Origin of the sequence: Nonomuraea sp. NPDC003709 (genome assembly GCF_040610775.1) — a bacterium.
GTDB classification, from domain to species: domain Bacteria; phylum Actinomycetota; class Actinomycetes; order Streptosporangiales; family Streptosporangiaceae; genus Nonomuraea; species Nonomuraea angiospora_A.
In genome coordinates this window covers 290,294-316,229 of sequence record NZ_JBEXMW010000013.1, presented here as the reverse complement: position 1 = coordinate 316,229, position 25,936 = coordinate 290,294, and the positions used below count along the sequence as shown (strand labels likewise).

The following is a 25,936-nucleotide window of genomic DNA, read 5'->3' as shown; positions in this document are numbered from 1 at the left end:
GGGAACTACCATGATCACCAAAAGCCCACTCGCCGCGTTGGACTACAAGGCCCCCTTCCTCATCGAACGGCTCATGAACGAGCAGATCGCGGACACGGAGGAGGAGGCGGAGGAACTGTTCGCCGAGGCGAAGAAGTATCTGGTGCTCACTCAGGTCGACGAGACGAAGTTCTGGCGGATGCACTCGATGCGGGTCGACGACGCCTGGCACCACTTCATCCTCTTCACCGGCTTGTACACGAAGTTCTGCCGCGACTACTTCGGGCGTTACATCCACCACAGCCCAGGCAACGACCCCGGGGTGGCCGGCGCGAGCGAGGGGGAGCGCCCGGTCGCCTCCTTCGCGATGTTCCGCGATCGTTATGCGGAGATCTTCGGGTCGCCCCTTCCCGACGTTTGGTACGACCACCGCAAAGTCACCCTGCGCCGGCGGGTGGTGAACGAGAAGGCGGGGCTGCTGACGACGCGTCGAGGCGGGAACCAGGTCGAACTGCTCGACCCCTCGGGCAGACCGCTGATGAGCGCCAACCCGATCGCCGCCGACGCCCTGGCGTTCATCGCCCGCACCGGCGCCTTCTACGTCAGGGAGCTCCCCGGCGGCCTGACCGGCGAAGAACGGATCGCTCTCATCGAGGTGCTGGCCGAACAGATGGTCCTCAAGGTGAGCGGTTAGCGGACAGGGTGACCTACGCCTCCCTCCGGGCCGGGCGAGGGCCCAACTCTCTCGTCGTCGAGGGGCTCGGCGTCCTCGGCGACGTACGGGGCCGTGCCCTGGACATCGGCGCGGGCCCGCTCAACGACACCTATTTCCTGCTGGCGGCCGGCTTCTCGGTCGACGCTGTGGACACCGACCCATGCACCGTCTCGCTGGCGGCCACGCGGCGGCACCCGCGACTCAAGGTCGTCCACGCCGACGTCCGTGACCTGGACATCGCGGCCGGGGTCTACTCCTTCATGGTCGCGATCCATGTCCTGCCCTTTCTGCCCAGGGCCGACGTCGTCCGGCTCGCGGAGGCGATGACTGGCGGCCTCGCCCCGGGCGGCGTCCTGTGCTGCACGTTCTTCGGCCCCGAGGACGCCTGGGCGGGGCGGAGGCAAGGGAGGACCTTCTTGCGCGGCGCGGCGGCCGGGTCGGTGTTCCAGCGGCTGGAGCCGGTCGTCGTGCGCGAGGACCGATACGACGGAATCGACGCCAGGGACGAGCCAAAACACTGGCATGTGGTGCGCTGCATCTTCCGCAAGCCGGAAGAGCCGGTCACAGTGGCGGTGAAAGGGTCAGAAAGCCCTCCTCCAGCAGACGGCGTACCAGGGAGAGCTTGATCTCGTGGCGGGCCTCCCCTTTCAGCCCGCTCGTCGTGAAGGGTTCGCCGGTCGCCATGCGGAGGAAGGCTTCCTCGTGGCGGGACGGGATGCTCAGCCGCTTGCCGTGAAACGCGACGACCATGGTCCCCGCGTCCCTCCGGATCTCCCACCGCAGGTCGGGCCTGCGCCGGACGACGGTGTCGTGATCGAGGGCAGCCAATGACACGAGGTCGAGGAGATGCCCGTTCAGCCGGTCTCCTTCCGTGAGGAGCGCCAGGTCGACCGCGTCGTCGACCAGCGCATCCGGCGCGACGGCCCGCCACAACCGGGCGGTCAGCTCCTGCATGCGCTCCCGTGTCTCGTCACGAGCCCTGGCTGTGCGGGCGAAACCGAAAGGCAGCGAATCGCGGAAGGCGGCGTCGCCGTCCACGGCCGCCTCGCAGCCGGCCAACAGCACGTCCGCCCAGGTGATGGGAAAGACGCCGAGGCTCAGGTGCAGGGACGCCGAATGCGTCGACGCGGCCTCGTGTGGGATGCCGCGAGGCAGATAGAGAAGATCACCTTGCCGCAGGTCGAACTCCTCGCAAGGGCCGGTCCGCTCCGGCTCAGGTCCGGCCTCGTACACCTTCCAGCGTTTGCCGCCGGCAACCTGCAGCACGAACACCTCGTGGGAATCACGGTGTACGCCGAACCCCTGCGCCATCGGCGGCGTGAGATAGGCGTTGACCCGGCATCTCGCGCTGAACTCGTACGCAAGACGCCGGCACAGGTCCCGCAGCGGAGGCCATCGCTCGTGAACCGAGGGCATGATCATCGTCGAGCCGCGACGGTAACGGTCGTAGAGATCCTCCAGCCGCCGGCTCCCTACGGCATCGCCCGCCGCGTCGGCGCGTCCGGCCCGGACCACGCGCACCGAGCCCGCGTCAAGGTCGGAGCCGGAAAGGAGCTCGTCGAAGCGGGCGAGTGAGAACAGGTCGCCGTAGTGATCCGGCGCATTTCGACGAAGCAGGAAATGCCGCTTCTTCCAGAAGTCCCGCAGGTACTCGTCCCGGGGCACGGGATGCAACAGCCAGTCCACTGTGGGCGTGACGTCCACGCCTTCCCGCTCGTCGATCATCACCTTCGATCCGTACCCACGGCGTCCATGACGACCCGCACGGAGTGCGATAGTTGACCCAATTCTGGAAGTGCGGCCCTCGTCGCAGGCCGGGATGAGCGCGTCCCTCATGCCCCGCGCACTGCCGGTGGCACGAGGTCAGCGGCGTGGGGCGGTCAGGGGGAGAAGGGCGTGATCGACGATGGCAGCGACCTGCTGGCCAGAGATGAGCGCTTGGCTTCGCGATCTTCAAGGGCGTTTCGGACGCGGTTGTCCATCGAGATCAGGTGTCGGGGTGGTCCTCGCCCGGCATCCGGCGCCACCCCTGTAGCGCCCGCTCAAACAGGTCACGAGCATCCTGCAGCTCACCGTGCTTGTACTTCACCACGCTCAGGGCGTTCATGGCACAAAACATGTCGCGATGGAGGTTCGGCCCCTGACCGACCTACTGGCAGATTACGGACACAGAACCGGCCGACCGATCGCGCTGGCATTGGCGCAGCGGAGCTGATCTGCCCGGAGGACGCCGTCGACGAGCATTTCATCAGCGCAGTGGACTTCAAGTCGCCGCGCTGTACGTGTGGGGCTCGAATATTCGGCCATTGCGTCCGACCTGAGGGTTCGCTGAACACAATGGATCTCCAGCTCCGTGGTTTAAGCGGTCCCTCAAGATCTGCAGGCATGCCGAGGGGCTGTAGGCCAGCGCATGAATCGAGTATTCGAGCCTTACACCATGCGAAGCCCTTGCAGGGCTATGACATGGACGGATGCAATTATCGGCATGCGTAGTGTGCAGTCATTCCGGCCAGGTGTAGGCGTCGGGTGCCGTGCTCGATGAAGAGCAGCACATGCAGTTCAGAGCACGAAACCGTGTTTCCGAGCGGGACAGGCCGTTCGGCTATCCCCGCGCCTGGGCGTCGTGGTCGTCGCCGTGCTCATTGTTCACCGGCTGCTGCGCAGGAGTGGCTTGCTGTGAGAGCTCCGAAGTACCGCGTTGTTCTGCGGATTGTCCATCACCAGCCGTCGGCGATGAGGTGCTTGGGCGGGGCCGCGATCTTGACGGGGGTTCCCCATCCTCGATAGATCATGTTCATCGTCATGGTCTCGGCCTTGCCGCCCTCCGGCCGGGTGAACTTCATGATGGCGTGGAAGCGTCTCGGCAGGTGGTCCGGGCCCGCCCAGAGTTTCCAGGTGATCTGTCCGCCGAAGAACCCAGGGCCGCCGTCCTCGGTCCCGAAGGAGATCCCGGCCTGTCTTTCACCCAGGTCGAGAACCGTCACCGTGCCGCTGTGGAGGGTCGTCTTCACTCCCTCGAAGGTTCCGCCGTCGGCGCTGGTCGCACCGTAAGAGGCGACCAGCTCGAGAAAGCCCGGGTTGATCCCGTTGACCAGATCCTTGCCCCAGACGACCCCGGCGAAGTTCCGCCCGTAGTCCCATTCCCCTAGTGTCGGTGGCGACTTCCAGGTGTACTTGCCTTTGTCGGAACGCACGTAGCTCTGTGAGTAGAACTCTCGGCCTATGGTGATCTCTCGGGATCGCCCCGTCGCTGCCTTCTCGTAGGAGATCTCCGTGAGGTCGGCGGCGTACATGCCTGAAGCGTTGAAGCGGTACGCGCCGGAGATCTTGAGATCCTCCGAGGGCGGAGGGCCGCCGCGTCGCCTGACGGAGAAGTGCACGCTGCTCTTCTTCGCGAACTGCTTCTTGATCGCTTTGACGACGGAGTCGAGGGACTCCGATGCGGGAGCCGCGTGCACGGCGCCGCCGGGGATCGTCACGCTCAGCAGGCCGGCCATGACCAGCGCGACGCTCATGCGCTTCATACGCCGATCGTCGCAGATGATGATCTCCATCTCATCACGGCAAGGTGCTGGCCCGACGGGAGCACGTCGGCGATGAGGGCCTGCTCGAGCGTCATTCAGCAGGACGGCGTACGAGGGCCTGCCTGATAGGAGCGGCAGGGACAAGGCGGCCGGGGCGGACATCGGCACCAGCGCTCAGCGCAGCACCTGCCGTGTTGTGGTTGACGGAGGCATGGCTTGACGCGATGCCGAACGGCTCGCCCGCTCAATCGTCCACCTTGCCGTCCTCGCTCGTGGTAGTGCACATACGGAATAGGGCATCCGCGGTCGGAAAGGGCTCGGATTGCTCGTGCCGGGTCTGAACGGAGGGCATGACGCTCCTCGAGGCAGGTCGGACAGCGGCTTGTCCGTGGGGCGCCGGAGGGACCGTTCGGGCGTGCGAGCACGCGCTGAGCACGCACAGCGGCGTCATCTCTACCTGTGGTCTGGAGCGCGGAATCATTTTGCGCAGCTGTGATGCAATGATCAATAGGGTGTTCGCCGTGCTCGGTGCGTGCTCGTAAGCCCCGTCACGTGTCGTCAGGGCCCGGCACCGCTTGACACGCAATGTGCGCGGAGGCGGTACGAACTACCGTCAAATGACGCTCCGCGACACTAAAGGATCTTGCTTCCCGGCCGCCAACCCGCGTGAAATCGCTCGGCTGCTGAAAGGCGCGCCAGGGCGCGTCGCTGGGGCCGGTGGCAGATGCCGCCGGTCTGCGCCAGGAAGCGCCGGACGTGATGCATTGGCACGCCTAGCGTGCGTCCCATCGAGTTGAACAACTCACCCGCGCGCCATCGCTGCCAGATCTCATCTTGCTGAGCTGGCGAGAACCCGAAGTCCCGCACATGACCCTCCATCGCCACAAGATCAACTTATGGTGGTGCACTGATCACTTGAGCCCAAGACCCGTTTTCAGGACAGCCTTGAACATGCAAAACGGGACCGCGGTTGGCCATGGTCCCGGCTTTGTCTCCAGGTTTGTCCTGGGCGCGCTCCCAGGGCCCTCTCTCGGCAGGGCCCTGGGAGCGCATCGGTCCGCCCGGCGGCGAGAGGTTGGCAAGCTCTCGGCCAGCACGGCGATGGACCCCATTCCCGGCGCGGTCGGAGGCTGCTTGGGGGTTCTGGGCAGGCAGCCCGCCAGGGCGCTTGCCGGGAGTTCGACACGTTGTCAATTCGTGATCGGATGACTCCTTGTCCAACTTGACGCCAAAGATCCTTTATGGGTTGATCGTTACTGCTATTCGAACTTGTGAACCAAAAGGACTGTGATGTCAGAAAGCTCGTCGTCGACCCGCACGACGTTCTCCCGATTAACCCACCGGCTCCTCACCCGCGGCGCTGCCGTCGCCTTGGCGGCCGGCCTGTTCGTGGCCCAGGCCCCCGCGGCCATGGCTACCGATCTCATGACCGACCTCGGCGAGCACCTCTCCTGGGCCTCCGACGTGACCACGGCGAACGACAAGATCTTCATCTCCGGCAGCGACCGGATCGTTGTCGCCGACTCGCGGGGCTCGCTCACCGGTGTCATCACCGACCTGCCCGGTGTAATCGGCCTCGCCGCGGCACCCGACGGTGCCCGGCTGTATGCAGCGCTGAGCGAGGCGAACCAGGTCGCCGAGATCGACACCGCCTCCCTCGCCGTCACCCGGCGCATCGACCTGAAGGCGTTCGCCTGCCCTTCGCCCTGGTACCTGTCGCTGTCCGGCAGCCGGCTCTACGTCGGCCACGGGTGTTACGCCCAGCCCGGCACCGGCGGCGTCGTGAGCATCGACGTGGCGGCACCGCAGCCGGAGCAGACCCAACTGGTGACGGGTGCCTACAGCGTCCCCATCGTGGGCGCCGCGGGGACGACTCTGGTGGTCGGCAGCCAGGGGCTATATCCCGGCTCCTTCGCCGTCTACGACGTGTCCGGTTCCGGCGCCACCCTCCGGGGCGAGATCAACGGCCACGATCACGACTTCTCCGCCCTGAACGACCTCGCCATCAGCTCTGACGGTTCGACGGTGTTCACGACGTACAACACTCCCAGCAGGTACGACGCCTGGGACACGATCGATCTGACCCTGATCCGCAGCTACGGTGTGGAGCCGACGTTCACCGGCCGGTCGAACGCAGTCGCACTCAGTCCCGACGGCGCCTCCGTGGTCGGCGGGAGGTGGGACGACACGTCCGTCGGCGTCTTCGACACGGCCACGGGCACGAAGACCTTCACATACGCGAACTCCGACGTGCGGCTGGTTGACAAGACCCTCGTCCACACCGGCAAGGACGTCTTCGGCGTGGTGGAAGGCGAGTCCGACCGGCTCTATCTGTGGAGAGTGCCCGACGTCGCCCTTCCGATGTCGGAGCTCACCCTGACGGCCCCGTCGTCGGCAACCGTGCTCCAACCGCTCACGCTTACGGGCCGGCTCACGCTCTCCGACGGCTCGGCACCGGGGGCGCAACCGCTGGTGGTGACCCGCCGGCTGCCGGACGGCACCCGCGAGACCCTCCCGGCGGCGGCGACCACCGCCGACGGCGCCTTCACCATCACCGACACGCCCTCGGTCACGGGGACGATCGGGTACGAGGTGCTCTGGCAAGGCAACTCGGCGTTCCGGTTGAGCAGGGCGTCGGCGACCGTCAACGTGGTCAAGGCCAAGTCCTCGATCAGCCTGACGCCGCCGTCCTCGGCTACCGCGCTCCAGCCGTTCACCCTGACGGGCCGGCTCACCCTGGCGAGCGGCTCGGTCCCCGGTGAGCAACGGCTGACGGTGACCCGCGACCTTCCGACCCGCCCGGTCGAGACCCTCCCGGCGGTGACGACCGCCGCGGACGGCACCTTCACGATCACCGACACCTGGCCGCTCAGTGGGACGGGCAAGTACGAGGTGCGCTGGCCGGGCAACGCCCTCTACGGGCAGGCCACCGCCACGCTTGACATCACGGTGGCCAAGGCCCAGACGGAGCTCACGCTCTCCGGCCCCGAGAGAGCTGCCGCCGGCAAGGAGCTCCAGTTCAGCGGCGCGCTGACCTCCGCAAGCCGGCTCCCGTCATCTGTGCTGATCGAGGTCTTCCGCACCGTCACCAATCGCGACGGCACCGAGACGGTCCAGCTGCCGTCGATCCAGGTGTACGGCGAGTCGACGTTCGGCTTCACCGACACCCCCCAGGCGGGCGGTGAATACACCTACACCGTCAAGTGGAGCGGCGGCCTGGCGCACATGCCCGCGGAGGGCAGCCACGTCGTCGTGGTCGGAGGCCCGCTCGACTGACGTTTCCCGGCCCGGCCCGGGCGTGCCGACGGGTGGACGCCGTCGGCACGCCCGGCCGAGATCGGCTGTCCGGCCGATGCGGACATGGACGCACGGCCGATCCCCGCGCCGGGCTGCCGCGATGGTCAACTCCGCGAACCGTCGGTGCCCGCCCTCGCCTATGTAACGCCACAGAGTGTCTCGCTCACAATGCGGTTCGACCTCGTCCTCGTCACTGCCGGCACGCTGCCGATCAAAGCCGCGCGGACGTTACTCAAGCCCCGCGGCCGCATCATCAGCATCGCCCTATGAAACACACCCGAAAACGATCAGCCCTCCTCCATACCACTGTCTCGCCTAGCCTCCTCCGGATTACGCCTGTCGTCGGATGCTCCGCCCCCGGCAGCCGCTCACTGTTTCAGCGAGGGTCGCCTCGTACAGGGCGATGGCGCGGCTCAGATCACCAGCCGCCCGATCGCTCCGGCGAGGTTGTTACGGGAGATCAGGGTGTTGGGGTGGTCGCTGCCCAGAACCCGTTCGCTGTTAGCGAGGGTCGCCTCATACAAGGGGATGGCCCGGCTCAGCTCGCCCGCCGCCCGCCGCCCGCCGCCCGCCGTCGTGATCGGCAGCGGCCAAGGCTCGGCCTGCCGCTTGCGCTTCCTCGGGATCGGCGTAACCGCCCTGGCGGACGCGCTGCCGTTCCCCATCCAGGCTGCGTACCTGCACCGCGAAATACCAGCTGCCGTGATCGTCATCTACCGGCAGACGCGGACACGCCATGCCTCGCTGACGTCCCGTTTCCGCGTCCACACAGCCGTATCGCCTGCTGACCTGCACACGTGTCTTTGCCATCGGTCCCACCTCCACCCCCACGGTGTGCGACGACAGACGCGCCAGCGAGGGCTCGCATTCGATCGGGGGTGACCTTAGATCAAGTGTTCGGAGTACGGGGGGAAGCTCAGACCGGCCGTGGCCAGGATTCGGCGGATGGTGCCTTCTCCTATCCGATGGCCGAGGCTGAGCAGTTCACCCCGGATCCGCCGGTGCCCCATCGGGATTCTCTCTGGCCAACCGGACCACCAGATCACGCAGCTCATCCGGGATCGGTGGAGTCCAGCGTTGGGTGACCATCCGACGGTGCCAGGACAACAAGGTGCCTGATGTCACGATCTGATGGAGCCGAAGCCTGGTGGGCAGCCGTGCCAGTGTGGCCAGCAGCGCCCGGTCGGGCCAGTCCGGTCGTGGCCGGGTGACCTGACGACGCAGGACGGCGACCTCATGACGCAGCACCAAGATTTCCACCTCCTTGGAGGTGTCACCCCGCATGAGGAGTGTCAACCGGCCGAACAACCGGACCATCAGCAGGTGCAGGAGGCGTGAGAACACGAGTGCTGAGGATTAGAAGGTCAGATCAGATGGCGTGATGAGTTATGGCACCGCACACCGGTGGGCGTTGATCGAACCGACCTTGACGGCCTGTCGTACCCGGCCCGGCGCGGGCCGGGTACGACAGCGCTTGTGCACGACCTGCGAGAAATCGTGAACGCCATCTTGTACAGTTACGCATCCTCCTGCGCGACCGAGTCGGCGGACTCATCCACGCATCGAATACCAGCAGGTCACATGACATGACATTCGGCACCTACGCCTACGTCAGGCACTGTCGCATGGTCTTCAATCGCGAGCCCGTGATCGGGCAGCCCCGGATTTCGCGGCCCGCCTCGTCGAGGACCTTCCGGCGCCCCAAGGGCTGGTCGAGCGTGATGGGCACAAAAACGACCCCGCCGCGACCACCGATGTAAGAACGCGGCCACAATTCGTCCCGCCACTTCTCAAGCAGCGTGCGCTCATGTCGCGGGCAGATGTCGCGAAGCACTACCCGGACCCGCACGCTCGTCTCGAGCTCGGTCGCTTCGGCTTCGTCGGCCTTGAGGCATTCCGTGGGGTTCATACTGAACGCGTGCAGGATGAGGGCCCGTCCTTCCACCTCGACCGTGTCGATCGACCCATTGAAGGGTGGTTCAGGCGGCTGAGACTCCCGTATGGAGGCCGCCATGGAAATCGCGACGGCCAGCACCAGGAGGCAGCACATGCGCCACAGGAAGGACGGGCCCAGGGGAGTCATTTCTTGTAGATGTCCTTGCCGACGGTCTTCATCACGTCATGGATGTCGGTGAAGTAAGTCACGCAGGTGGACTGGACAGGCGCGTCATCGCCGCCCCCGCCGCTGAAGATGCCCTTGGCCACCACGTATCCATCGCTCTGGCGGAAAGTGTAGACCGGCGCGCCTGAATCACCGCCGACCGGGCACTTGCCGGTTTTCTTGCCGACCTGAACCCACCGCACCGTGCCGATGTATTCCCGGGTTTTCGGGTCTACGTACTCGACCTTCCAGCCGATGTCGGTGACCTTGAAGCGGCAGATCTGGCCGTTGGATTCGGGATTCGTGCTGGCGCCGCCGATGCAGTACTGGTCGCCTTCCCGAGAGCGGACCGAGAACCGCCCGCCCACCCACTTCCTTGACGGATGAGTCCCTGCCGCCGATGAAGATGGTGGGGCTCGTGACTCGGCCGGATCCCGCCTGGATCAGGGATACGTCGCCGTAGTAGGTCGGCTGGTTCGGCAGTTTGATTGTTCCTTGACCGTCCCGCCAGTTCGTCCATTTGATGATGCCGGCGAACAGCTCGGCTGCTCGCCGGTAGGACGGGGGTTGAGGAGGAACTCCTCAACCCCCGATCCGGCGTGGGCGAAACCCGGCCACGCCTCGTCCCGGGAGCTCGCCGTCGCCACGGCCGACATCGGCTGCAAGCGGGCAACCGGGCTGGTCGCCGCCCGGTCCGCCGCTGACAAGGGCGTTCAGCTCGACGCCATCGCCGCCCACCGCCGGGACTTCGACCGGTTCCGGCGTGCCCGCGACGCCGAGCTGCGCGCGGCCCGGCAGGTCGTCGGGAACGGATAGCGGCTGCTGCCGCCGGGCTCTGCCGGAAAATAGCCGACCCAGGTGTCAGCAGGGGTGATCACCGCCGGTCACCGCGCTGCACCGCGATCTTCACCGGTACCAAGCCGGCCGCCCACCCCACCATCTCCCTGACCCGTGGGCGGGCATGGCGGCTCCAGCGCCCGCGAGGCTCAGTCGATCTCCAGGGAGGGCTGAGGATGATCAAGCCATTCCCTCTCCAGCCGGACGTTCGTCCGTTGCTCCACGATCGCCATGGCCTTCGCCCGGACAGTGAACGCGTCCCGGGTGCCACCGAGCAGAGCCGCCTCTTCCCGGAGAGCCTCGGCGTTCGTGCCGTGAATCCCTTTCGGATCGAAGTCGCGGACCTCGGCCACGACCCCACCGTCGGCGGCATAGAGCAGCCTGCGGGCTCCGGTGATGTTCCACTGCACATGCCAGACCTGCGCGCCCGAACTGACGCGCCCCAGCATCGGCTGCTCCCCGACAGGCGTGAAACCCTCGGCTTGGAAGAGCATCACCGACGTTCCGGACCGCCGGAAGGCCGTCAGGTCCGCGTAACCGGGCTCGTACTCCTGGAACTGCGGAGTCGCGCCACCGGTGACACGGCGCCTCACCTCGTCGAGAGAAAGGCTTCCGGACTCCGGCACGATCACCGTCCATGCCATCCCTTCGCCCATCCATGCCACCTCTTTCAACAAGCTTCGATAGCGCCGCACTGACTCTTGGAAATCTGAAGGATTCAAGCGGGGTTCCCTCCTATATGCGCCTCCGTCGCCGTGCGGCAGGCTGGCTGCCGCACGGCGACGGAGGCTGCTTCTCATGAATGCTAATTCTGCGACACGCGCGTCACGTCCCGGTTATGGCCACTTCGTGTATCCGCCTACAGCAGGTTTCCAGCAGTTGGAATCCATCGACGGGTTGGACGGTGTGGCCGGATAGGGGAGTAGCTTGGAGGCGAACCGCGAGAACCATGGATCGTCCTTGTACAAGAGCCGGTCGCGATTGTAGAAGCGCGTCATGGCCTTGCCGGCTTTACCGTTGGGGCCGGCCGCCGTGCCCGGCATGGCGCACACCGACAAGTTCCTTGCTCTGTCCCCGGCCGGTGTCCGCTCCACGGCGGATGCCGGCGGAAACTCATCGCACTCCATATGGATCAGGAGGGCGCCGACCAGATGGGAAGAATTAGTAGGCGCCAAGTTGCGCGCGCAGAACGCCGACCGACCCCGGCAGGGCGAAAGACTCACGCGGGCTGGTCCGCATGACCAAAGAAAGTCCTCGGCGCCTTCTACGACGAATACATCCCCCTGTTCCTACGCCACAGCCGCAGGAGGGCGTTTTTGTGAGGGTTTGAGGCTTTGATGCCCGTGTTTCGATAGGGATTTTCGATCAATAGTCCTCAGCACTGGCACGTGACTCGGAGGACTACGGTGACTGTACGACTCGAGTGGCCACCACTACGTCGTGCAAAGCAGCCCTGTCACGGCGCACCAGCAGTAGCGCGATCGAGACCCCGGCCAAAGCGTACGCGGCAACCAGAAGGGGCATGGCGATGATTACTTCGTGGCCGCCTGCCAGCCGAGACACCGCCATATGAGCGCACTGCCACGGGAGCAACTTCACGAGATTGCGTACTACGATCCGTACCGCACCGGGCCACTCCCCCCTCGTGGTGGCCACAACAAGCCCTGCTCGTCGCTTGCCCCACGTGGCATGGTGCCGCCCTGCCTCGCCGATGGTCAGATACGCTCCGGCAGGCAGCACGCTCAGCACAGTGATCAGCAGATCAATGCTCACCATGCCGAGCCCATCGAACGGCCGTACTCCCGCGAGGTACAGCGGGACGAACACCACAGCCAGCAGGGCCAGCCAGGCGACGATCACCAGATAGTCCCAGCCAACCGCCACCAGTCTGGGGCGTAACGCCGCCCGACCAGCCTGAGTCTTCCTCAACTCGTTCAGCACACGCTGCCTCCTCGACCAGCACAATGATTCCACCTGTGTTCGGTACGTTCGCCACAGCGGTCGATGCAACACCCCAGCGCCGATGGTGAACCCGGCTACCGAAATAAAGGTATCAAAGCCTCAAACCCTCACAAAACATCCTCTTAGCGGGCATCTGGTGATGAATTGTCAGAGTTGGTCCCAATATTGGCCTGGCCCGAGATGTAGGGATTGGCAGACTTTCACCCTGTTCAGCCTTTCCAAACAGGGGTCATCAAGCTGGCATTTTGCCTGATGAGACCCCTCCTGCCCGTCCGATCTCGGAAAACCCAAGAATCGCCCAACTCGACTGGTGCGAGCCTTCTGCGGCGATAGTTGCTAGCACGAGGACTATGACCTCACGCCGCCCATACCCCTCGGATCTGTCCGACGCCCGCTGGGCGTTAATCGAGCCGACCCTGAGCGCCTGGCGAGCCGCACGCATGCAGGCTCGCGCGCAGGCCGGGATCACCGTCGCAGACCCATCGACCAGCCTGCGCGACATCTTCGACGCCATCCTCTACGTCAACCGCACCGGCATCGTCTGGAAGTACCTGCCCCACGACTTCCCACCCCGCACGACCGTGTACTACTACTTCTCCGCCTGGGCCAAGGAAGACATCTTCGAGCAGTTAGGCATCGACCTGACCGGCCTCGCCCGTACCAGAGAAGGACGCAACCCCAAGCCCAGCGCCTGCGTCATCGACAGCCAGAGCGTCAAGACCTCAACCAACGTCCCACTCGACACCCAAGGCATCGACGCAGCCAAGAAGATCGTCGACCGCAAACGGGGCATCCTGACCGACACCCTCGGCCTACTCCTGGCCATCACCGTCGCCGCTGCCGACCTGTCCGACAACGCCATCGGCAAAACCCTGCTCACCCAGGCCAGCCGCACCTATCCCACGATCACCAAGGCCTGGGTGGACACCGGCTTCAAGAACGCCGCCGTCGAACACGGTGCCCACCTGGGCATCGACGTCGAGGTCGTCGCACGGCGCTCCAATCAGCCCGGCTTCCACATCGTCAAACGTCGTTGGGTCGTTGAGCGCACCTTGGGCTGGCTCATGCTCCACCGTCGGCTGGCCCGCGACTACGAGACACGGCCAGACCATGCCGCGGCCATGATCCGCCTGGCGTCCATCGACAACCTCACCCGACGCATAACCGGCGAAACCACCCCAACCTGGCGATACACATAACTGGCAATCAACCACAAACTTCGCTCTTCAGACGCCCTCTGAGACCTGATTTGTCGGCACCCGCACGGGCGTTCCACCCGGGGCGCCTGCCGTTCAATGGTCCTCGCTGCCGTAGCGGCTCAAGGACGTGCCCGCAGGGCCTGCTCCCGGCCCCTCACCTGCTGTGCCGCTTTCCGCTGGTACGAAGTGGCTTGGGGCAGGGGCGTGTCTGGTGAGGGCGAGCACCAGGATGAGCACGGCCACCCCGGCCAGGCCGACGACGCTGCCGGCGGCGGTCGTGCCGTCCGGAAGGCCGAGCCGGACGCGGTAGATCACGGTGCCCAGGGAGCCGAGGACGGTGAGCCCGATGGCGATGCCGAGCTCGTTGCTGACCTGGGCCAGGGCGGCTCCCGCTCCGGTGGCGCGGCGCTGTGACGTGGCCCATGAGCAGCGGGAACGCCGCGCCGATGCCGAAGGCGGCCCGTGCCGCGGCGGCGGCCGACACGCTGGTGGGCCTCGGCGACGCCCACGACGCCTTCGGCGACCGGACGGCGGCCGAGACGGCCTGGCAGCGGCACTCGCTCTGTACGAACCGCACCACCGCCACATGGAGACCGCCCGCGTCCGCGCCCAGCTCGGGTCGTGACTTCGAGTGCCGGGCACCGGCCCGCTACGGGCATCAGCTGTCGTGCTTGATCAGGGCTTTGTGGCCGAGACAGGTCCTGCCGGGCCGACGCGGATGGCCGTGGTCGGCGCCGAAGGGGACGCCCGGCCCACCTGACATCGTGACCCGCAGGATCCACGCCGCTCGACCTGTGACCTAATCAGGCAAAGCGTCGGGCGATGTCGCTCTCGTAGAGGTGTGCTAGCGAGACCGCGTGAGGGGCGGCATTCAAGTGGCTCTTGTCGAACCGTACTCCGGTCACAGCGGTAGCCACCGCCAATGCTCGGATCGCCTCGGCCTTCAGGTCTCGCTCCGGTTCGTCCTCCTCTTCCACGTCCTCATCGAACACGTACTCGTATGCCGGTAGCAGGCCGACTGCCGACAGTTGGTCATTGAGTGCGTCGGGAGACCGCCCCCGGCGGTCGCCCGGGAAATAGATATCGAATGCGGTGATTATCTCGCCGTCCATGGCATAGGCGAACGCAGCGTTGCCCAGGAAGTCACGTAGCACCACGACGGCCTTTGTGTCCTGGGAAAGGCGGCGGATCACCTCAAGCATCATGCCGCCGAACCCGCCATTCTCGAACATGATCGACCCGCTGCCGGCGGCGTGTATGTGGGCGATGTACGGCTGTGTCGTGTCGAGGGCCGGTATGGCACCCAGGAACGTGCGCAGGATGTCTTCCACCCAGTCGGGCGACTTGTTCGGGAGCAAGGTGACGCAGAACCCGGTCGTCCAATGGGGGAAGTCATCGCCTGTCAGCCAAGCATGGTCGGCAGGATTTGGAGCGGGCATGTTCATGCGTTCCCGATTCGACTGAGTCTGAGAGGCTGGGAGTGATGGCCGAAGGCCTCAGAGGGCTGCCCCTGAGACCTTCGGCGCTTGAAGCTATGACAGCGATTATTACCAGCCCGTCAATTTAATCCAGAATTCGTCGCCGTCGATTATGCGCTCGTTATTGTACCATGTGTTCAGGACCTGGGTCCCCCAGTTCGTATTCTGTGGTCCGTCGATTACCGCCACGGAGTAGTTGTCGAGGAATTTGTTCGTACTGGGGTCGCGGGCGGTGGAGCCTTCCCTGACCGATGCGAAGGGAAACTCATCACAGTTGCCGGGGTTGCCAGGTGCGCCATTTGGTGCTGGGTGCGATCTGGCGTAGGCAGCGGCGTATCCGCTTCCGTGAATTCGCACGCATGTCCGCACCGACCGTCCTCGGTTGCGCGCATTACGATTCTCGTCACCGGTTCGCGTGATGCGGTCATGCAAGTCTCCGCCGGGGATGTCCTTAGGTAAGAGTGACCTTCCGCGGTGGTCGGTTTGCGGATCAGTACCGTCTGGGTACCAGATGGCGTACGCAAGGTGATTCACCTGTTGCGGATAGGTTGTCGAGGGCCTGATGGCCATATGCGGGATGGACCAGTAGTACACGCACCCGGAATTCGTCAGGTACATCGCACTGTCGCAGCGCAGGTTGGATTTCATGCGATAGGTGATCCGGGGATTCTTGAGTGCTTGAGGATTGTATCCCCAGACCCGCACCTGACAGTAATTGCGTTGTTCGCTGGCCTTGGTCTTTTTCGTGTTGTAGGGCGAGGTGAACGTGGCTTCAACCACCACGTGGTCGTCGTACCCCTTCCACTGACTGAAAGTGGCCGTCCGGTGGATGTTGCTGGGATCCGGGTTGCAGTTGGACGTGCCATCCGGACGGAGTTCCTCGTTCGAAATGGAAAAGCCGATCCTGAGTTCGTCGTTCCATCCAAAGGCCTGCCCCCATGGGGTGAGGTCATCTATGTACGCTTCGTACTTAAAGGTGCGGCTGTTCGGATTGAGCGTGCCCAGGACGGTCACCCGGTAGCGTATGTACCCTACGGACCGATGGGTCTGCCCGTTGAACGTCGTGTAGTCGCGGTACTGGTACCAGCAGTACGAATACCTGTTCGTCGCCTCGCCCAGATCTCGCGGATTTTCCCGGGCCCGGCATTCCTCCAGGCGGCTGGCGGCGGCTGCCGTGGAGGCCGTGCTCCGCTTCGCTGGAGACTCCTCGGTCGTGACCCGCAGGGCCTGCCATGACGACCATTCGCCGGTGCTGTCATCCCTCGTGGTCACGCGCGAGCGCCAGCGCACCTCCGAACCGGCCTCCAGCCTGCCCTTGGGAACGCGCACCGTTATCCGTGATTCGCCGTTCGTGGCGGTGGCCGAGCCTGACCAGATCAGTTGTTCACCTGCGCCCGCCTGGTCCATCTTGGCGAGGTTGCCCGGGCCGGCGGCCTTGCTGATCTTGGTCGGCGGGTGGGCGATCTCCACTTCCACCTTCGCCTTACCATCACGCCCAGCAGCCGTCCAGGTGGTCAGGCGCGGAGTGAGAGTCGAGGTGACGGTGGTACCGCCCATGGTGCGGCTGTCGGACACCGTGAGTTTCCCAATCCCGGCTGCCGGCTTCGAGGCGGCGTCCGTGCTCACTTTCCGCGCTGTGCCGCCGGCCGCCGCAGCGCCGATGGGGGTGTTCATGTCGGCCTGGATCTCGCTGGCGGTCTGGACGCGGTTGTAGACGCGTACCTCGTCGATCAGGCCGCTGTAGAACTCGCCCCAGAAGGTGTTGCCGCCGATGCGTAGCGCGCCGTCGTCGTCGACGACCTCGCCGGCCATCGGCACCTGCCCGACAAGGGTGCCGTTGACGTACACACTGGCGGCGGCGCCGTCGTAGGTGAAGGCCAGATGGCTCCACTGATTCAGCGGCAGCGCGGTGCGACTGGCAATGCCGGCGGCCTCCTGGGTGGTCTGCAGCCAGCCTCCCGGGCCGGAGCGTTCGGTGGAGGCATACAGGCCATAGCCGCCGCCCTCGGCGTGCTCCTTCATCAGCACGCTGCGCCAGAGGCTGTCCTGTGTCGCGGGCCGTACCCAGGCCGACAGCGTCAGCGTGCTGGTCAGCCGCAGCGAGGCGGCGTGCGGGACGGTGACCCAGCTGGTCACGCCGTTGAACGACAGTGCGCCGCCGTGCCGACCGGCCGCCCAGCTGGTATCCCGGGCTGCTCCGGTGTTGTTTTGCCCGGAGGAGTCCCCCACAGTGGTGCCGGTGGCTTCGTTCATGCCGTAGGCGGCCACCAGGCCCGGGTTCGTCGGCGGGGCCGTGACGGTGGCCGATACCTCGTTCGAGGATGGGCTGAGGTTGCCGGCCGCGTCGACGGCGCGGACCCGGTAGTAGTACGTCCCCGCGGCGAGGCCCGCGTCGGCGAACGTGGTGGTCGGCGACGAGCCGACCTGGTTCGCGGCCGACGGGGTGAATCCCGGCGTCGTGGAGCGGTGGATCCGGTAGCCGTCCACGCCCACGTTGTCGGTCGAGGCCGTCCAGGTGAGCTGCGCGTTGCGGGGACCGCCCGTCGCGGCGAGCGAGCCGGGCGCGGTGGGCGCCTGGGTGTCCGGCGGGGCGCCTCCCCCGATTGGGGTGGTCATGTCGGTCTGAATTTCGGCGGCGGTCTGGGCGCGGTTGTAGACGCGCACCTCGTCGATCAGGCCGCTGAAGTACTCCCGCCAGATGACGTTGCCGCCGATCCGCAGCGGGCTGCCGTCGTCGTAGAGGCTGCCGTTCAGCGGGGTCTGGTCGATCTGCTGGCCGTTGACGAACAACCGCAGCGCGGCGCCGTCGTAGGTGAGCGCCAGGTGGCTCCAGGTGTTCACCGGCAACGGTGAGAGCCCCTCCGCCGTCGTCGGGGTCTCAGGAGCGGTCTGCACCCAGCCGGACGGCAGCGCACTGCCGTTGGCGGCGTACAGGGCGTAGGAGGCCCCACCGGCACTCAGTTCCTTGGTCACCACACTCTTCCACGGGGTGCCGGTCACCGTGGTCGGATTGACCCAGGCCGACAGCGTCATCCCGGTCGTCAGGCGCAGCGACGCGGCGTGCGCGACCGTGACCATGCTGGAGGAGCCGTTGAACGACAGCGCCTTGCCGTACTTGCCGTTGGCCCAGGTGGTGTTGCTACCTGCACCGGTGTTGGTCTTCCCGGAGGAGTCCGCCACGGTCGTCCCTGAGCCTTCGTTCAGCCCCCACGCTCCGACAAGCCCGGGGGCTTGCCCTGGCGGTGGCCCCGTGGGAGTGGGCAAAGGCGGGAGGGTGGGGTCGGGCTGCTCACTGGCACCGGTGGTGAACGTGTACGAGTAGGGCGCCATGACATTGCCTGACGCGTCGGTGAAACCGCTGATCAGCACGGTGTACGTCGTCGACAGCGCCAACGGCTGGGCCGGCGCGAAGGTCGCGAACGGATCATCGATCAGCGTGGGCAGGTTGGGCTGGCCTTGGACGACATTGCCTTGGCCGTCCTTCAGGACGATCGAGCCGTTCTGCACGGCTTCGTCGAAGGCGACGACGATCTCCGTCTTGTTGCCCACATCCCTGGTGTTCGCCGCGGGTTTCAGATCGACGATCGCAGGAGGAGTGGAGTCCGCGGACGGCGTGGGGGTGGGCTCGGGCGCCCCTGGCAGCAGGTTCTCGGGTTTGTTCGCCTCAGCGATCTCTTCCGCTGTCGTCCATGGCGGGACCTGGACGTCGGTGTCCGCCGTACCGTACGTCACGTCGGACTGCTTCGCCTCAGCCTCGGCCTCTGCTCGTGAGATGGCCGGAACCACCGGCTCCTCGCCCGTGAAGATGTCGTTCTGCAGGGAGGCCAGGGCCTCGGGATAGGTGGCGGAGCTGTGACTGCCGTCAGGATTGGCTGGAATGTCGAGAAATTCCTGGACCGCGGGCGTGTATTTGATGATGAGGGCGGGTGGGTGGCGGTAGCCCGGGTAAGGCTGGCCGCCGCCGAACTGGCTGGAGTAGTACTGGCGCCAGTTGATCGCGGCGGTCTCGCTGGCGGCCTTCAGCACGATCCCGTGGTTGGCCTCGCCTTGTTGGATCCAGGCGCGGGTCATGGCGGTGACCTCGTAGAAGAGTTCCCAGTCCTTGGCGCACCAGCTGCCGCTGGGGTCGTCGTAGTTGTAGCCAGCCCAGTTCACCGTCTCGGCGGCCGTGCTCGAGGGCTGGTTGTACCAGTCCAGGCTGTCGAACGTGCCGTCGAGGGTCCATACGGAGGTGACGCGCGCGGCCCGAATCCCGGAGCCGCCCATCGGGTCCCCGCACAGTTCTCCGTTGGGCCCGCCGGACTTGTAGTTCCACATCCGCAGGTCCGCGTCGTTGACGGTCGCACCCTGCAGCACCGGGTCGGTGAGGTCGAACTTCATGTACACGCGGGCGATATCCGCGCTGGTGGAGGTGGTGCCCGCGCGAAGGTACCCGGCCGCGGCGTTGTTGTTGTACGGGTCGTTCCTGCTGACCCAGCCGTCGGCGGGAGCACCGCCGCCGAACCATTCGGAGGCGGCGGCGATCGTCACCGGGTAGGTCACCGCCGGGTCGGCCAGGAACTTCTCATCCGGGGAGAACACCAGCTCCGAGGTCTTGCCGGAGGTCTCCACGCGCGCCTTCACCGGGGAGGTTCTGCCCTGCTCGGGGGAGGCCTCCACCTTGGCGTCCGTCGCGGTCAGCACGATCGGGGCGGCCTTGGCCTTGCCCTTGGCGTCCTGGAGTTGCGGCAGCCCTTGGGGCGTCTTACCGAACGTGGTGTCTTCGGGCAGGGTGAGCGGCAGCCGCACGGTCACCGGACCGGTCGGCCGCTGCCGGAAGACCACCTGGGAGGTAAAACCGTCGGCCTGGGCCAGCACCACCAGGTCGGCGCCGGGGGCAACGGCGTCGGGGTAGGTGACCGCGTTGCCGGAGATCTTGGGTTCCGGCAGCGCGCGGGTCACGCCCAGGCCAGTCTTGCCGTGCGTGCCGTCCGCGGTCACCAGCTGCTTGGTGCCGCGTGGGCCGAAGGTCAGCGGGGTCTTGACGCGGGCGGCCTGGAGCTTGCCGTCGCGGGTGACGATGGTGGGGTCGATGGGTTCCCAGGCGCCGCTGGCCGAGTTCTTCAGCTGCACGGGCCGGGTGTGCACCTCGGCGCGCAGGTCCTTGCCATCGGGGTTGGCCCAGACCTTCATGGTCTCGGTGAAGTGGGCGGGGACCTCGACCGGTTTGCCGGACTTGGCGGCCTTGTCCCAGGCGGTCTTGAGGGCGGGATCCGAGGTGGCGCCTGGTGGTGGTGTCGATGCGGAGCCCGGGGTGGGGGGTGGCGTGGGGCCCTGGGCGATCGCGGGCGCGCTCATGAGCGAGAGCGGCATTGTTAGAGTCGCGATCAGGGCAGCGCGGCGGCGCGTCCGAACAGATAAGCCGGACGCTAATCGGCGTGTGTTCACTCACAACCTTTCGAACGGATATGGCAAAACGGCCCTGATCATCACATAAGGCAGAACTAAACGTAAAGATCGTTTTCAGTAACGGGAACGAGATACTCCGTGATCGCCAAACGTGATCCACTCACTGGCTCGACCATGATTTGCTCACGGCCGAACTGCCATGAACACCTGGCCACGCGCCGGTGGCCCAGACCGCCATCACGCCCCACCTGGCACGGGAAACCCGCTCAGCGAGCCGGCGAACTGGCGAGAGACCCTGGCCGAAGCGCGGTCCTTGTTCGCGAGCCCCGCCTCATCGACCACCAGCACGCCCGCTCCGCCAAGCTCAGCCCGGCACCCTGATCATTCACGCCCTCGACCACGTAGAGTAGCGGCGCGTGAAATCACGCAGCTCATCGGCATCCCAACGCACCCGGGACAGAAGGTGTTGCTGACGTGCAGACCCGCGTCGCCTACATGCTCAGCCAGTTGCCAACTGTTCTGCACGACGGCGGCGCCAGCAGGCCACGCACACCCGCGGCCCGGCGCCGTGAATCCGCACGCGAGAAGATCTGCCCCACCTCCGGCAACGGATCCTCTAACTGATCGGCCCGTTCATCCCGCGCGTTCCCGATCCGTGACGGTCGGCGGGATATCCGGCAAAGGCGCCTGCATGCGCGGTCGTTTACCCGCGCCCGAGATCCATGAACTCCCACAGACCTACTGATCTACAACTGAAGAGATCGTCACGTTGGGTGACGCTATCCATCGATATGACGACCAAGGCCATTCAATTGGACGGTCTTGGCAATTTGGCGATCGGTGCGGAAAAACGGAAGTGACCAAGTAGTTATAAATGGGACTTAAGCTGCCGTTACTTAGTGGGCCTTTAATCCTGTTTGGTCCCGGGTTCAGGTGCCGCGCCATGTGGGGGTGTTCTCGCCGGTCGGGCGGCGGACCATGAGGTCGATCATGGCGATGTGGATCACGACTTCGGAGCGGTCGGGGCGTGCTTCGTAGTCGCGAGTGAGGCGGCGGTGGAGCATCAGCCAGCCGAAGGTTCGCTCGGCCACCCATCGGCGTGGTAGTGGGGTGAACCCCCTGGTGGCGGGGTTGCGCGTGACGACTTCGACGTCGATGCCGAGGCTGGCGGCGCCGTCGATGACGGTGGTGCGGTAGGCGCTGTCGGCCCAGGCCTTGGTGAGGGTGGGCTGGGCGGCCGCGGCCTGGGTCAGGAGCGGCAGGCCTGCGGCGCTGTCGGAGACGCCGGTGGCAGTGACCAGCACGGCGAGCAGCAGGCCGAGGGTGTCGGTGACGATGCTGCGCTTGCGGCCGGCGATCTTCTTGCCGGCGTCGTAGCCCTGGCTGGTGGCCGGGACGTTGGCGGAGGTCTTGACGCTTTGGGCGTCGATGATGCAGGCGCCGGGCTCGGGGTTGTGGCCTGCGGCGGTGCGTACTGCGCGGCGGAGCAGGCCGCTGAGCTGCTCGAAGGCGCACCCCACTACGGCGACGCCGCCACCTGCCGCCGCGCGGTCTTTCGATGGCTGACTCGCTACAACACCCGCAGAAGGCATCAGCCAACGGGCACCTCAGCCCCGTCGCCTACGAGCACCTACGCCAGCAAAGATCAAGTAGCCTGACATTGGCTGCATGACACACCCCAACGCGTGTCCACTTCCGTGGGGGAAGGCCCGGTGTCGCCATTGCGCAAATGGGCCAGGACCAGTAGCGCCTGCTGCGCTGGGTCTAACATCCGGCACCGGGAGCGGCGTTCGGCGTGCCGGGTGCGGATGAGTTCGGCCAGGCGAATCAGGGTGTCGTTGGACAGTGGAATCGAGGCACGGTAAGACGGCAACGAGGCTCCCGGTTGGGGCATCGGATCTTGGTCGACTGCTGTCTTATCGGGAGCCTCCTCTCATCCGCCACTGCTTTCCGCAGACCCATCCTGACCAGCGCCTTCATGATGGAAAGAGCTCAATGTTCAATATGGCCCACCCTCCTGACGGATTTATGCGGGCAGGTTCGCTAGGTCATGTGTGATCGTGAGAGGCATCTATGGGATAGAGGACACGGGTTCGAGCATCTATAGGCTCGCTCCCGACGTGGCTCTTCAGCGCCTGCCGCAGGTTGGTCCGCGTGTGGTTCTTCGCCCTGACGTGCAGGCTCTCACCGTGTTGGTACTGGAACGGATTGGCTAGACGGGCTCTTCGTTGGGCCAGGCATGCACGCCGTGTTTGGCGTGTGGGCGCAGATTCGGTGACGACGTCTCTTCGGGGGGAGCCGCAACGGGGCTACGAGGAGGTCTCTTCTTTATCCAGCCCAGGCTGGTTCAGATCCCTACGCCCATGAGAGAGGATGGGCGCATCAGCACGTATCGGGGGAGGATCTCGCCGTCGGCTGAAAGCCACCGTTGACTCCAGTCGCTCGTCACAAGCCGCAAAGGGCATCTCATGGAGATCGAGGACATCAAGCCCTGGGACCCGAACGACTTCCCCCCGGGTCGGACCAGCCGAGACCGGTGCACATGGGGAGGGAACGGATCCAACGACCCTTGCACCGAGGACATCAAGTACACCGTAGTTGACAGTATCGGCCGACGCTGGTCCAGCTGCGAGTCGCACCTGAACGCCTATAAAAGGTCTCGGCAGATGGACGACCTCTAACGCGCGCGTGGGGACGGGGTGCCGCAGCGAAGCATCGGCACCCCGTACCCCTTCCCGATTCAACATCACGACGTGACGGCCTGGAGAACGAGGGATCTGGAGCCCGCCACCCCTGATGAGATTGACGCGCGGCCTGGTAGAAGCGATCTCTCGCTCTCATCGAAGCGCTGGATCGCTGATTCGCCACGCGTTCAGTCGACAAAGAGTTCTTGCGCGAAGAATACGACTCGGTTGGCTGCCGTGTGCTCTTCTCGCGGCGCATGCGCCCGGGTTCGAAGCCTGACATCTATGAGAACGGGTCCATGTACGGGTGGTCTTTCACCCGGTCATAGATGCGACGCAACCACGGCTGCCGAACCGCCGCCAGCCGCTCTAGCGCGCTGAGAAATACCCGCCCATCAGGATGGAAAAGAGTGTGCGGCAGCAGCGGGGGCGGATCATCACGGCGAACGTCCGCAGGCATCCCGTACGCCGCCGGCACGAGCCGCCGATCATCGTTGAAGGCCATGTACGTCCACACGTCCGCGGCCAGCGGCACCACCACATCTGCCTCGCACGGCCACACCTCACCGGTCTGCGGATGCCGTGGCACCAGGGCGATGTCCGTGATCGCGGCGGACAGGCCCGGCCCGGCCAGGACGAGGTGTCGTTCCGGTGGCCCCGGAGGGAGCAGACTGTCGATCGCTCGGCGAAACGCCTCTGCGACAGGCCCATCAGGGACAGACACCCGCTTACCACCCGAGACCACCAGCAGGTGCGCCAGTGACACCGCGACCGCGGCCTCCCACTGTGGGCTCCAGAAACCGCGTGGATCAACGGGCGGTGTGCTCGGCAGTTCCTCCCAGTCCATCACCCGCTGGACGGGGCCAGCGACGGCGACGGGGCGCACGGAGTCCGGTTCCAGCCACACCACCTGCCAGAACCCGCAGTCGTCGACACGGGTCGCCACCGGACTGCCGCACTCCGCGCACGCGAGGTTGGGACCGTACTGGCCGTCCCAGCCGCAACAGCAGCCGCCTAACCGCTTCGGGATGAAGGTGGTTTCGCGGACGTCGCCCGGCGCGATTCCGATCCTGTTCGGGGGCCCTGTGATGCAGTACGTCTGTAGGCGGACGCCATGCTCTTCCGGCTCGGGCTGCAATGGTTGCCAAGGCCGGCCGTCTCCAGTGTCCACCGCGTATGTTCCTGGCTCCAGAAGACCGGAGAGGAGGACATGGCCGTACTTCTGGCCAGCGTGGTCGGGAAGCGCCACCCGCGCCACTCGCGTGGTGATCATCGCGCCGCATCCTGCGCAGGCGAAAACGACCAAGCAGCCTCCCTTGCCGGAACGATGCGATCATGGTGGCATAAATCTCGCCTTAGAGTTCAGGTTCATGAACGCTGATGATCTCGATCGGCAATGGCGTCTGTACGAAGGGGTGACGCCGGACATCGTGGACCGCTTGATCGAGCACGGACACCTCGACACGGTGGTGGCGACCGCCCGCTCGGGTGAGTGGTCCTGCGCCGCCGGCGCGGTGAAGGAACTGGCCGCCAGGCAGGACTGGGAGTCTGCCTGGGAGGTCGTCGCGCCGTATGCCGAGACCGGCTGGTGGTACGCCGTCAAGGCCGCTGCTGATCTGCTGGGGCGCCAAGGCCGCGTGGACGAAGCCATCGGGTTGGTACGGGCGCAGGCCGAAGGTGGTGAGCGCCTCGCCTGGGACGCGTTGGCCAGATTGCTGGCCCGGCTTGGGCGGGTGGCTGAGGCGATCGAGGTGCTGCGTTCTCGCCTGGACGACTGGTTCCTGCTCCAGGCGCTGGCCGAGGCCACTGAGGGACACGGTCGCGACGAGGAAGTGGCCGAGTTGCTGCGACCGGCGGCCGAGGACAAGATGAGCGCCGGTGAACCGTGGAACGCTGTGATCATGATGGGTCGGGTGCTGGAACGGCAAGGACGGGTGGACGAGGCCCTCGATCTGCTGCGACGTAGCAACGAGGCCGGTGGGTACGGTTTCGTGAACGAGGTCGAGGAGTTCACCGCGATGCTGGCCCGCCATGATCGGCTGGAGGAGCTTCGTGAGCTCGACGCCGGATCTGATGGCGGGTACGCCGCTTGTTCTCTGGCTGAACGGCTGGCGGCACTTGGGAGGATCGACGAGGGCATTGCGATCCTGCGCAGCACGCCCGCGAAGCGCTCTTCGAACGTCGTGTATAGCCTGGTGCGTCTGCTCGTAGAGAGTGGCCGGGTGGACGAGATCGTCGCGGCGGCTCGTCCGGAGATGGAGGACCGGGAGTGCGGGTGTCTGCTGACGGAAGTGGTGGACGTTTTGGTCAACAACGGCCTCGTCGGAGAGGCCCTCGATCTGGTCGCCGAGTTGGCCCGGCACCATGAAGGCGATGAGGACCTGCAAGCCTTCTTAGGCCATCAGCGGTTGATGCTGCTGGCCGAATCCGGACGTATCGACGAGGCTCTCGCCGAGGCGTCGGCCTTCGCTGAAGAGACGTTCGGGCTTCGCGCCGATTCTCTCGCCCGGTTGCTGGAAAAGGCAGGGCGAAACGATGAAGCGATCGCCGTGCTCATAGAGTCCGGCCGCAGTCGTTCGCACGTGGCCGGGCTGCTGATCGAGCAGGGCCGCGTAGATGAGGCTGTCGCTCTCTGCCGCCGACCGCGATCCACCCCCGCCATCGTGCCCAGCGCCGCTGAGGAACGCTATGACGAATGTCCGTTCTGACCCCTGAACGCTATTGCTGTCCCTGAACGCCTTGCCTGGCTTCAGGCAAGGCCAGAAAGATCAG

At 65.7% G+C, this 25,936-nt stretch carries 21 protein-coding genes and 3 pseudogenes; 9 read left to right on the top strand and 15 right to left on the bottom strand.

All coding sequences use genetic code 11. The features are described from left to right. Window positions 1-10 precede the first annotated feature (10 nt). Complete coding sequence (locus ABZX61_RS35620) at window positions 11-673, top strand: hypothetical protein (RefSeq protein ID WP_355200485.1); 663 nt, start codon at window positions 11-13, stop codon at window positions 671-673. A gap of 8 nt (window positions 674-681) precedes the next feature. Beyond that, window positions 682-1,320: a class I SAM-dependent methyltransferase gene (locus ABZX61_RS35615; protein ID WP_355200483.1), complete on the top strand. Its 639-nt coding sequence runs from the start codon at window positions 682-684 to the stop codon at window positions 1,318-1,320. Here ABZX61_RS35615 and ABZX61_RS35610 read toward each other — a convergent pair. From ABZX61_RS35610 to ABZX61_RS35600, 3 genes are all read right to left on the bottom strand, one after another. Then, the gene (locus ABZX61_RS35610; RefSeq protein ID WP_355200572.1) at window positions 1,256-2,419 is read right to left on the bottom strand and encodes a cupin domain-containing protein; all 1,164 of its coding nucleotides are present in this window, start codon (window positions 2,417-2,419) and stop codon (window positions 1,256-1,258) included. The two genes, ABZX61_RS35615 and ABZX61_RS35610, sit on opposite strands and share 65 nt — an antisense overlap. A 262-nt stretch (window positions 2,420-2,681) precedes the next feature. Beyond that, the gene (locus tag ABZX61_RS35605) at window positions 2,682-2,813 is read right to left on the bottom strand and encodes a tetratricopeptide repeat protein (RefSeq protein WP_355200482.1); all 132 of its coding nucleotides are present in this window, start codon (window positions 2,811-2,813) and stop codon (window positions 2,682-2,684) included. Window positions 2,814-3,411: 598 nt separating this feature from the next. Beyond that, window positions 3,412-4,218, bottom strand: a complete 807-nt coding sequence (locus tag ABZX61_RS35600) for a hypothetical protein (RefSeq protein WP_355200480.1) — start codon at window positions 4,216-4,218, stop codon at window positions 3,412-3,414. A gap of 1,290 nt (window positions 4,219-5,508) precedes the next feature. Between ABZX61_RS35600 and ABZX61_RS35595 the strand changes: the two genes are divergently transcribed. Both ABZX61_RS35595 and ABZX61_RS35590 read left to right on the top strand, forming a co-directional pair. Further along, window positions 5,509-7,494 (top strand): WD40 repeat domain-containing protein, encoded by a 1,986-nt coding sequence (locus ABZX61_RS35595; protein WP_355200478.1) that lies wholly within the window; start codon window positions 5,509-5,511, stop codon window positions 7,492-7,494. A gap of 84 nt (window positions 7,495-7,578) precedes the next feature. Then, on the top strand, window positions 7,579-7,785 hold the full coding sequence (locus ABZX61_RS35590; RefSeq protein ID WP_355200476.1) for a hypothetical protein: 207 nt from the start codon (window positions 7,579-7,581) through the stop codon (window positions 7,783-7,785). Window positions 7,786-7,928: 143 nt separating this feature from the next. Here ABZX61_RS35590 and ABZX61_RS35585 read toward each other — a convergent pair whose 3' ends face one another. The 4 genes from ABZX61_RS35585 to ABZX61_RS35570 form a co-directional block, all read right to left on the bottom strand. Next, window positions 7,929-8,180, bottom strand: a complete 252-nt coding sequence (locus tag ABZX61_RS35585; protein WP_355200474.1) for a tetratricopeptide repeat protein — start codon at window positions 8,178-8,180, stop codon at window positions 7,929-7,931. Window positions 8,181-8,499: 319 nt separating this feature from the next. Beyond that, window positions 8,500-8,859 carry a hypothetical protein gene (locus tag ABZX61_RS35580; RefSeq protein ID WP_355200472.1) on the bottom strand — a complete coding sequence of 120 codons (360 nt, stop codon included), beginning with the start codon at window positions 8,857-8,859 and terminating at the stop codon, window positions 8,500-8,502. A 262-nt stretch (window positions 8,860-9,121) separates the two neighbouring features. Then, window positions 9,122-9,598 (bottom strand): hypothetical protein, encoded by a 477-nt coding sequence (locus tag ABZX61_RS35575; RefSeq protein ID WP_355200470.1) that lies wholly within the window; start codon window positions 9,596-9,598, stop codon window positions 9,122-9,124. After that, window positions 9,595-9,984, bottom strand: a complete 390-nt coding sequence (locus tag ABZX61_RS35570; protein ID WP_355200469.1) for a hypothetical protein — start codon at window positions 9,982-9,984, stop codon at window positions 9,595-9,597. The genes ABZX61_RS35575 and ABZX61_RS35570 overlap by 4 nt, the downstream gene beginning before the upstream one ends. 199 nt (window positions 9,985-10,183) lie before the next feature. Here ABZX61_RS35570 and ABZX61_RS35565 point away from each other — a divergent pair, with 199 nt between their 5' ends. Further along, window positions 10,184-10,432 (top strand): hypothetical protein, encoded by a 249-nt coding sequence (locus ABZX61_RS35565; RefSeq protein WP_355200467.1) that lies wholly within the window; start codon window positions 10,184-10,186, stop codon window positions 10,430-10,432. Window positions 10,433-10,602: 170 nt separating this feature from the next. On the opposite strand, the gene ABZX61_RS35560 is transcribed toward ABZX61_RS35565, so the two are convergent. Together ABZX61_RS35560 and ABZX61_RS35555 are read right to left on the bottom strand one after the other, a co-directional pair. Further along, the gene (locus ABZX61_RS35560) at window positions 10,603-11,109 is read right to left on the bottom strand and encodes a hypothetical protein (protein ID WP_355200465.1); all 507 of its coding nucleotides are present in this window, start codon (window positions 11,107-11,109) and stop codon (window positions 10,603-10,605) included. A gap of 745 nt (window positions 11,110-11,854) precedes the next feature. Continuing rightward, window positions 11,855-12,394, bottom strand: coding sequence for an RDD family protein (locus ABZX61_RS35555; RefSeq protein ID WP_355200464.1), 540 nt, complete (start codon window positions 12,392-12,394; stop codon window positions 11,855-11,857). A gap of 371 nt (window positions 12,395-12,765) precedes the next feature. Between ABZX61_RS35555 and ABZX61_RS35550 the strand changes: the two genes are divergently transcribed. Beyond that, complete coding sequence (locus tag ABZX61_RS35550; RefSeq protein ID WP_355200462.1) at window positions 12,766-13,614, top strand: IS5 family transposase; 849 nt, start codon at window positions 12,766-12,768, stop codon at window positions 13,612-13,614. A gap of 93 nt (window positions 13,615-13,707) precedes the next feature. On the opposite strand, the gene ABZX61_RS35545 is transcribed toward ABZX61_RS35550, so the two are convergent. Next, window positions 13,708-13,929, bottom strand: coding sequence for a hypothetical protein (locus ABZX61_RS35545; RefSeq protein WP_355200460.1), 222 nt, complete (start codon window positions 13,927-13,929; stop codon window positions 13,708-13,710). A gap of 107 nt (window positions 13,930-14,036) precedes the next feature. Here ABZX61_RS35545 and ABZX61_RS35540 point away from each other — a divergent pair, with 107 nt between their 5' ends. Further along, window positions 14,037-14,417 carry a hypothetical protein gene (locus ABZX61_RS35540; protein WP_355200458.1) on the top strand — a complete coding sequence of 127 codons (381 nt, stop codon included), beginning with the start codon at window positions 14,037-14,039 and terminating at the stop codon, window positions 14,415-14,417. On the opposite strand, the gene ABZX61_RS35535 is transcribed toward ABZX61_RS35540, so the two are convergent. The 3 genes and pseudogenes from ABZX61_RS35535 to ABZX61_RS35525 all read right to left on the bottom strand — a co-directional run. Then, window positions 14,418-15,059, bottom strand: coding sequence for a DUF6461 domain-containing protein (locus ABZX61_RS35535; RefSeq protein WP_355200456.1), 642 nt, complete (start codon window positions 15,057-15,059; stop codon window positions 14,418-14,420). 102 nt (window positions 15,060-15,161) lie between these two features. After that, entirely contained in the window at window positions 15,162-20,429 is a 5,268-nt protein-coding gene (locus ABZX61_RS35530) for a LamG-like jellyroll fold domain-containing protein (protein ID WP_355200454.1), read from the bottom strand. A gap of 980 nt (window positions 20,430-21,409) precedes the next feature. Further along, window positions 21,410-21,931, bottom strand: a pseudogene (locus ABZX61_RS35525) (transposase); the annotation flags it as partial. A gap of 84 nt (window positions 21,932-22,015) precedes the next feature. Between ABZX61_RS35525 and ABZX61_RS35520 the strand changes: the two are divergent. Continuing rightward, window positions 22,016-22,152: pseudogene (locus ABZX61_RS35520) on the top strand (IS3 family transposase); the annotation flags it as partial. 39 nt (window positions 22,153-22,191) lie between these two features. Here the strand turns inward: ABZX61_RS35520 and ABZX61_RS35515 are convergent. Next, a pseudogene (locus tag ABZX61_RS35515) lies at window positions 22,192-22,353 on the bottom strand (IS5/IS1182 family transposase); the annotation flags it as partial. Between the two features lie 1,094 nt (window positions 22,354-23,447). Beyond that, window positions 23,448-24,437 (bottom strand): hypothetical protein, encoded by a 990-nt coding sequence (locus tag ABZX61_RS35510; protein WP_355200453.1) that lies wholly within the window; start codon window positions 24,435-24,437, stop codon window positions 23,448-23,450. Window positions 24,438-24,534: 97 nt separating this feature from the next. On the opposite strand from ABZX61_RS35510, the gene ABZX61_RS35505 reads away from it, so the two are divergent. Next, window positions 24,535-25,872, top strand: a complete 1,338-nt coding sequence (locus ABZX61_RS35505) for a hypothetical protein (protein WP_355200451.1) — start codon at window positions 24,535-24,537, stop codon at window positions 25,870-25,872. The last annotated feature ends 64 nt before the right edge of the window (window positions 25,873-25,936 follow it).

What these genes read in the sequence shown, in the direction of transcription:
- ABZX61_RS35595 (WP_355200478.1), top strand. Translation starts at nt 5,509, where the DNA reads ATGTCAGAAAGCTCGTCGTCGACCCGCACGACGTTCTCCCGATTAACC.
- ABZX61_RS35540 (WP_355200458.1), top strand. Translation starts at nt 14,037, where the DNA reads ATGAGCAGCGGGAACGCCGCGCCGATGCCGAAGGCGGCCCGTGCCGCG.
- ABZX61_RS35610 (WP_355200572.1), bottom strand. Translation starts at nt 2,419, where the DNA reads ATGATCGACGAGCGGGAAGGCGTGGACGTCACGCCCACAGTGGACTGG.
- ABZX61_RS35620 (WP_355200485.1), top strand. Translation starts at nt 11, where the DNA reads ATGATCACCAAAAGCCCACTCGCCGCGTTGGACTACAAGGCCCCCTTC.
- ABZX61_RS35560 (WP_355200465.1), bottom strand. Translation starts at nt 11,109, where the DNA reads ATGGGCGAAGGGATGGCATGGACGGTGATCGTGCCGGAGTCCGGAAGC.
- ABZX61_RS35600 (WP_355200480.1), bottom strand. Translation starts at nt 4,218, where the DNA reads ATGAAGCGCATGAGCGTCGCGCTGGTCATGGCCGGCCTGCTGAGCGTG.
- ABZX61_RS35530 (WP_355200454.1), bottom strand. Translation starts at nt 20,429, where the DNA reads ATGAGCGCGCCCGCGATCGCCCAGGGCCCCACGCCACCCCCCACCCCG.
- ABZX61_RS35575 (WP_355200470.1), bottom strand. Translation starts at nt 9,598, where the DNA reads ATGACTCCCCTGGGCCCGTCCTTCCTGTGGCGCATGTGCTGCCTCCTG.
- ABZX61_RS35535 (WP_355200456.1), bottom strand. Translation starts at nt 15,059, where the DNA reads ATGAACATGCCCGCTCCAAATCCTGCCGACCATGCTTGGCTGACAGGC.
- ABZX61_RS35590 (WP_355200476.1), top strand. Translation starts at nt 7,579, where the DNA reads ATGGACGCACGGCCGATCCCCGCGCCGGGCTGCCGCGATGGTCAACTC.
- ABZX61_RS35585 (WP_355200474.1), bottom strand. Translation starts at nt 8,180, where the DNA reads ATGGGGAACGGCAGCGCGTCCGCCAGGGCGGTTACGCCGATCCCGAGG.
- ABZX61_RS35605 (WP_355200482.1), bottom strand. Translation starts at nt 2,813, where the DNA reads ATGTTTTGTGCCATGAACGCCCTGAGCGTGGTGAAGTACAAGCACGGT.
- ABZX61_RS35505 (WP_355200451.1), top strand. Translation starts at nt 24,535, where the DNA reads ATGAACGCTGATGATCTCGATCGGCAATGGCGTCTGTACGAAGGGGTG.
- ABZX61_RS35510 (WP_355200453.1), bottom strand. Translation starts at nt 24,437, where the DNA reads ATGATCACCACGCGAGTGGCGCGGGTGGCGCTTCCCGACCACGCTGGC.
- ABZX61_RS35550 (WP_355200462.1), top strand. Translation starts at nt 12,766, where the DNA reads ATGACCTCACGCCGCCCATACCCCTCGGATCTGTCCGACGCCCGCTGG.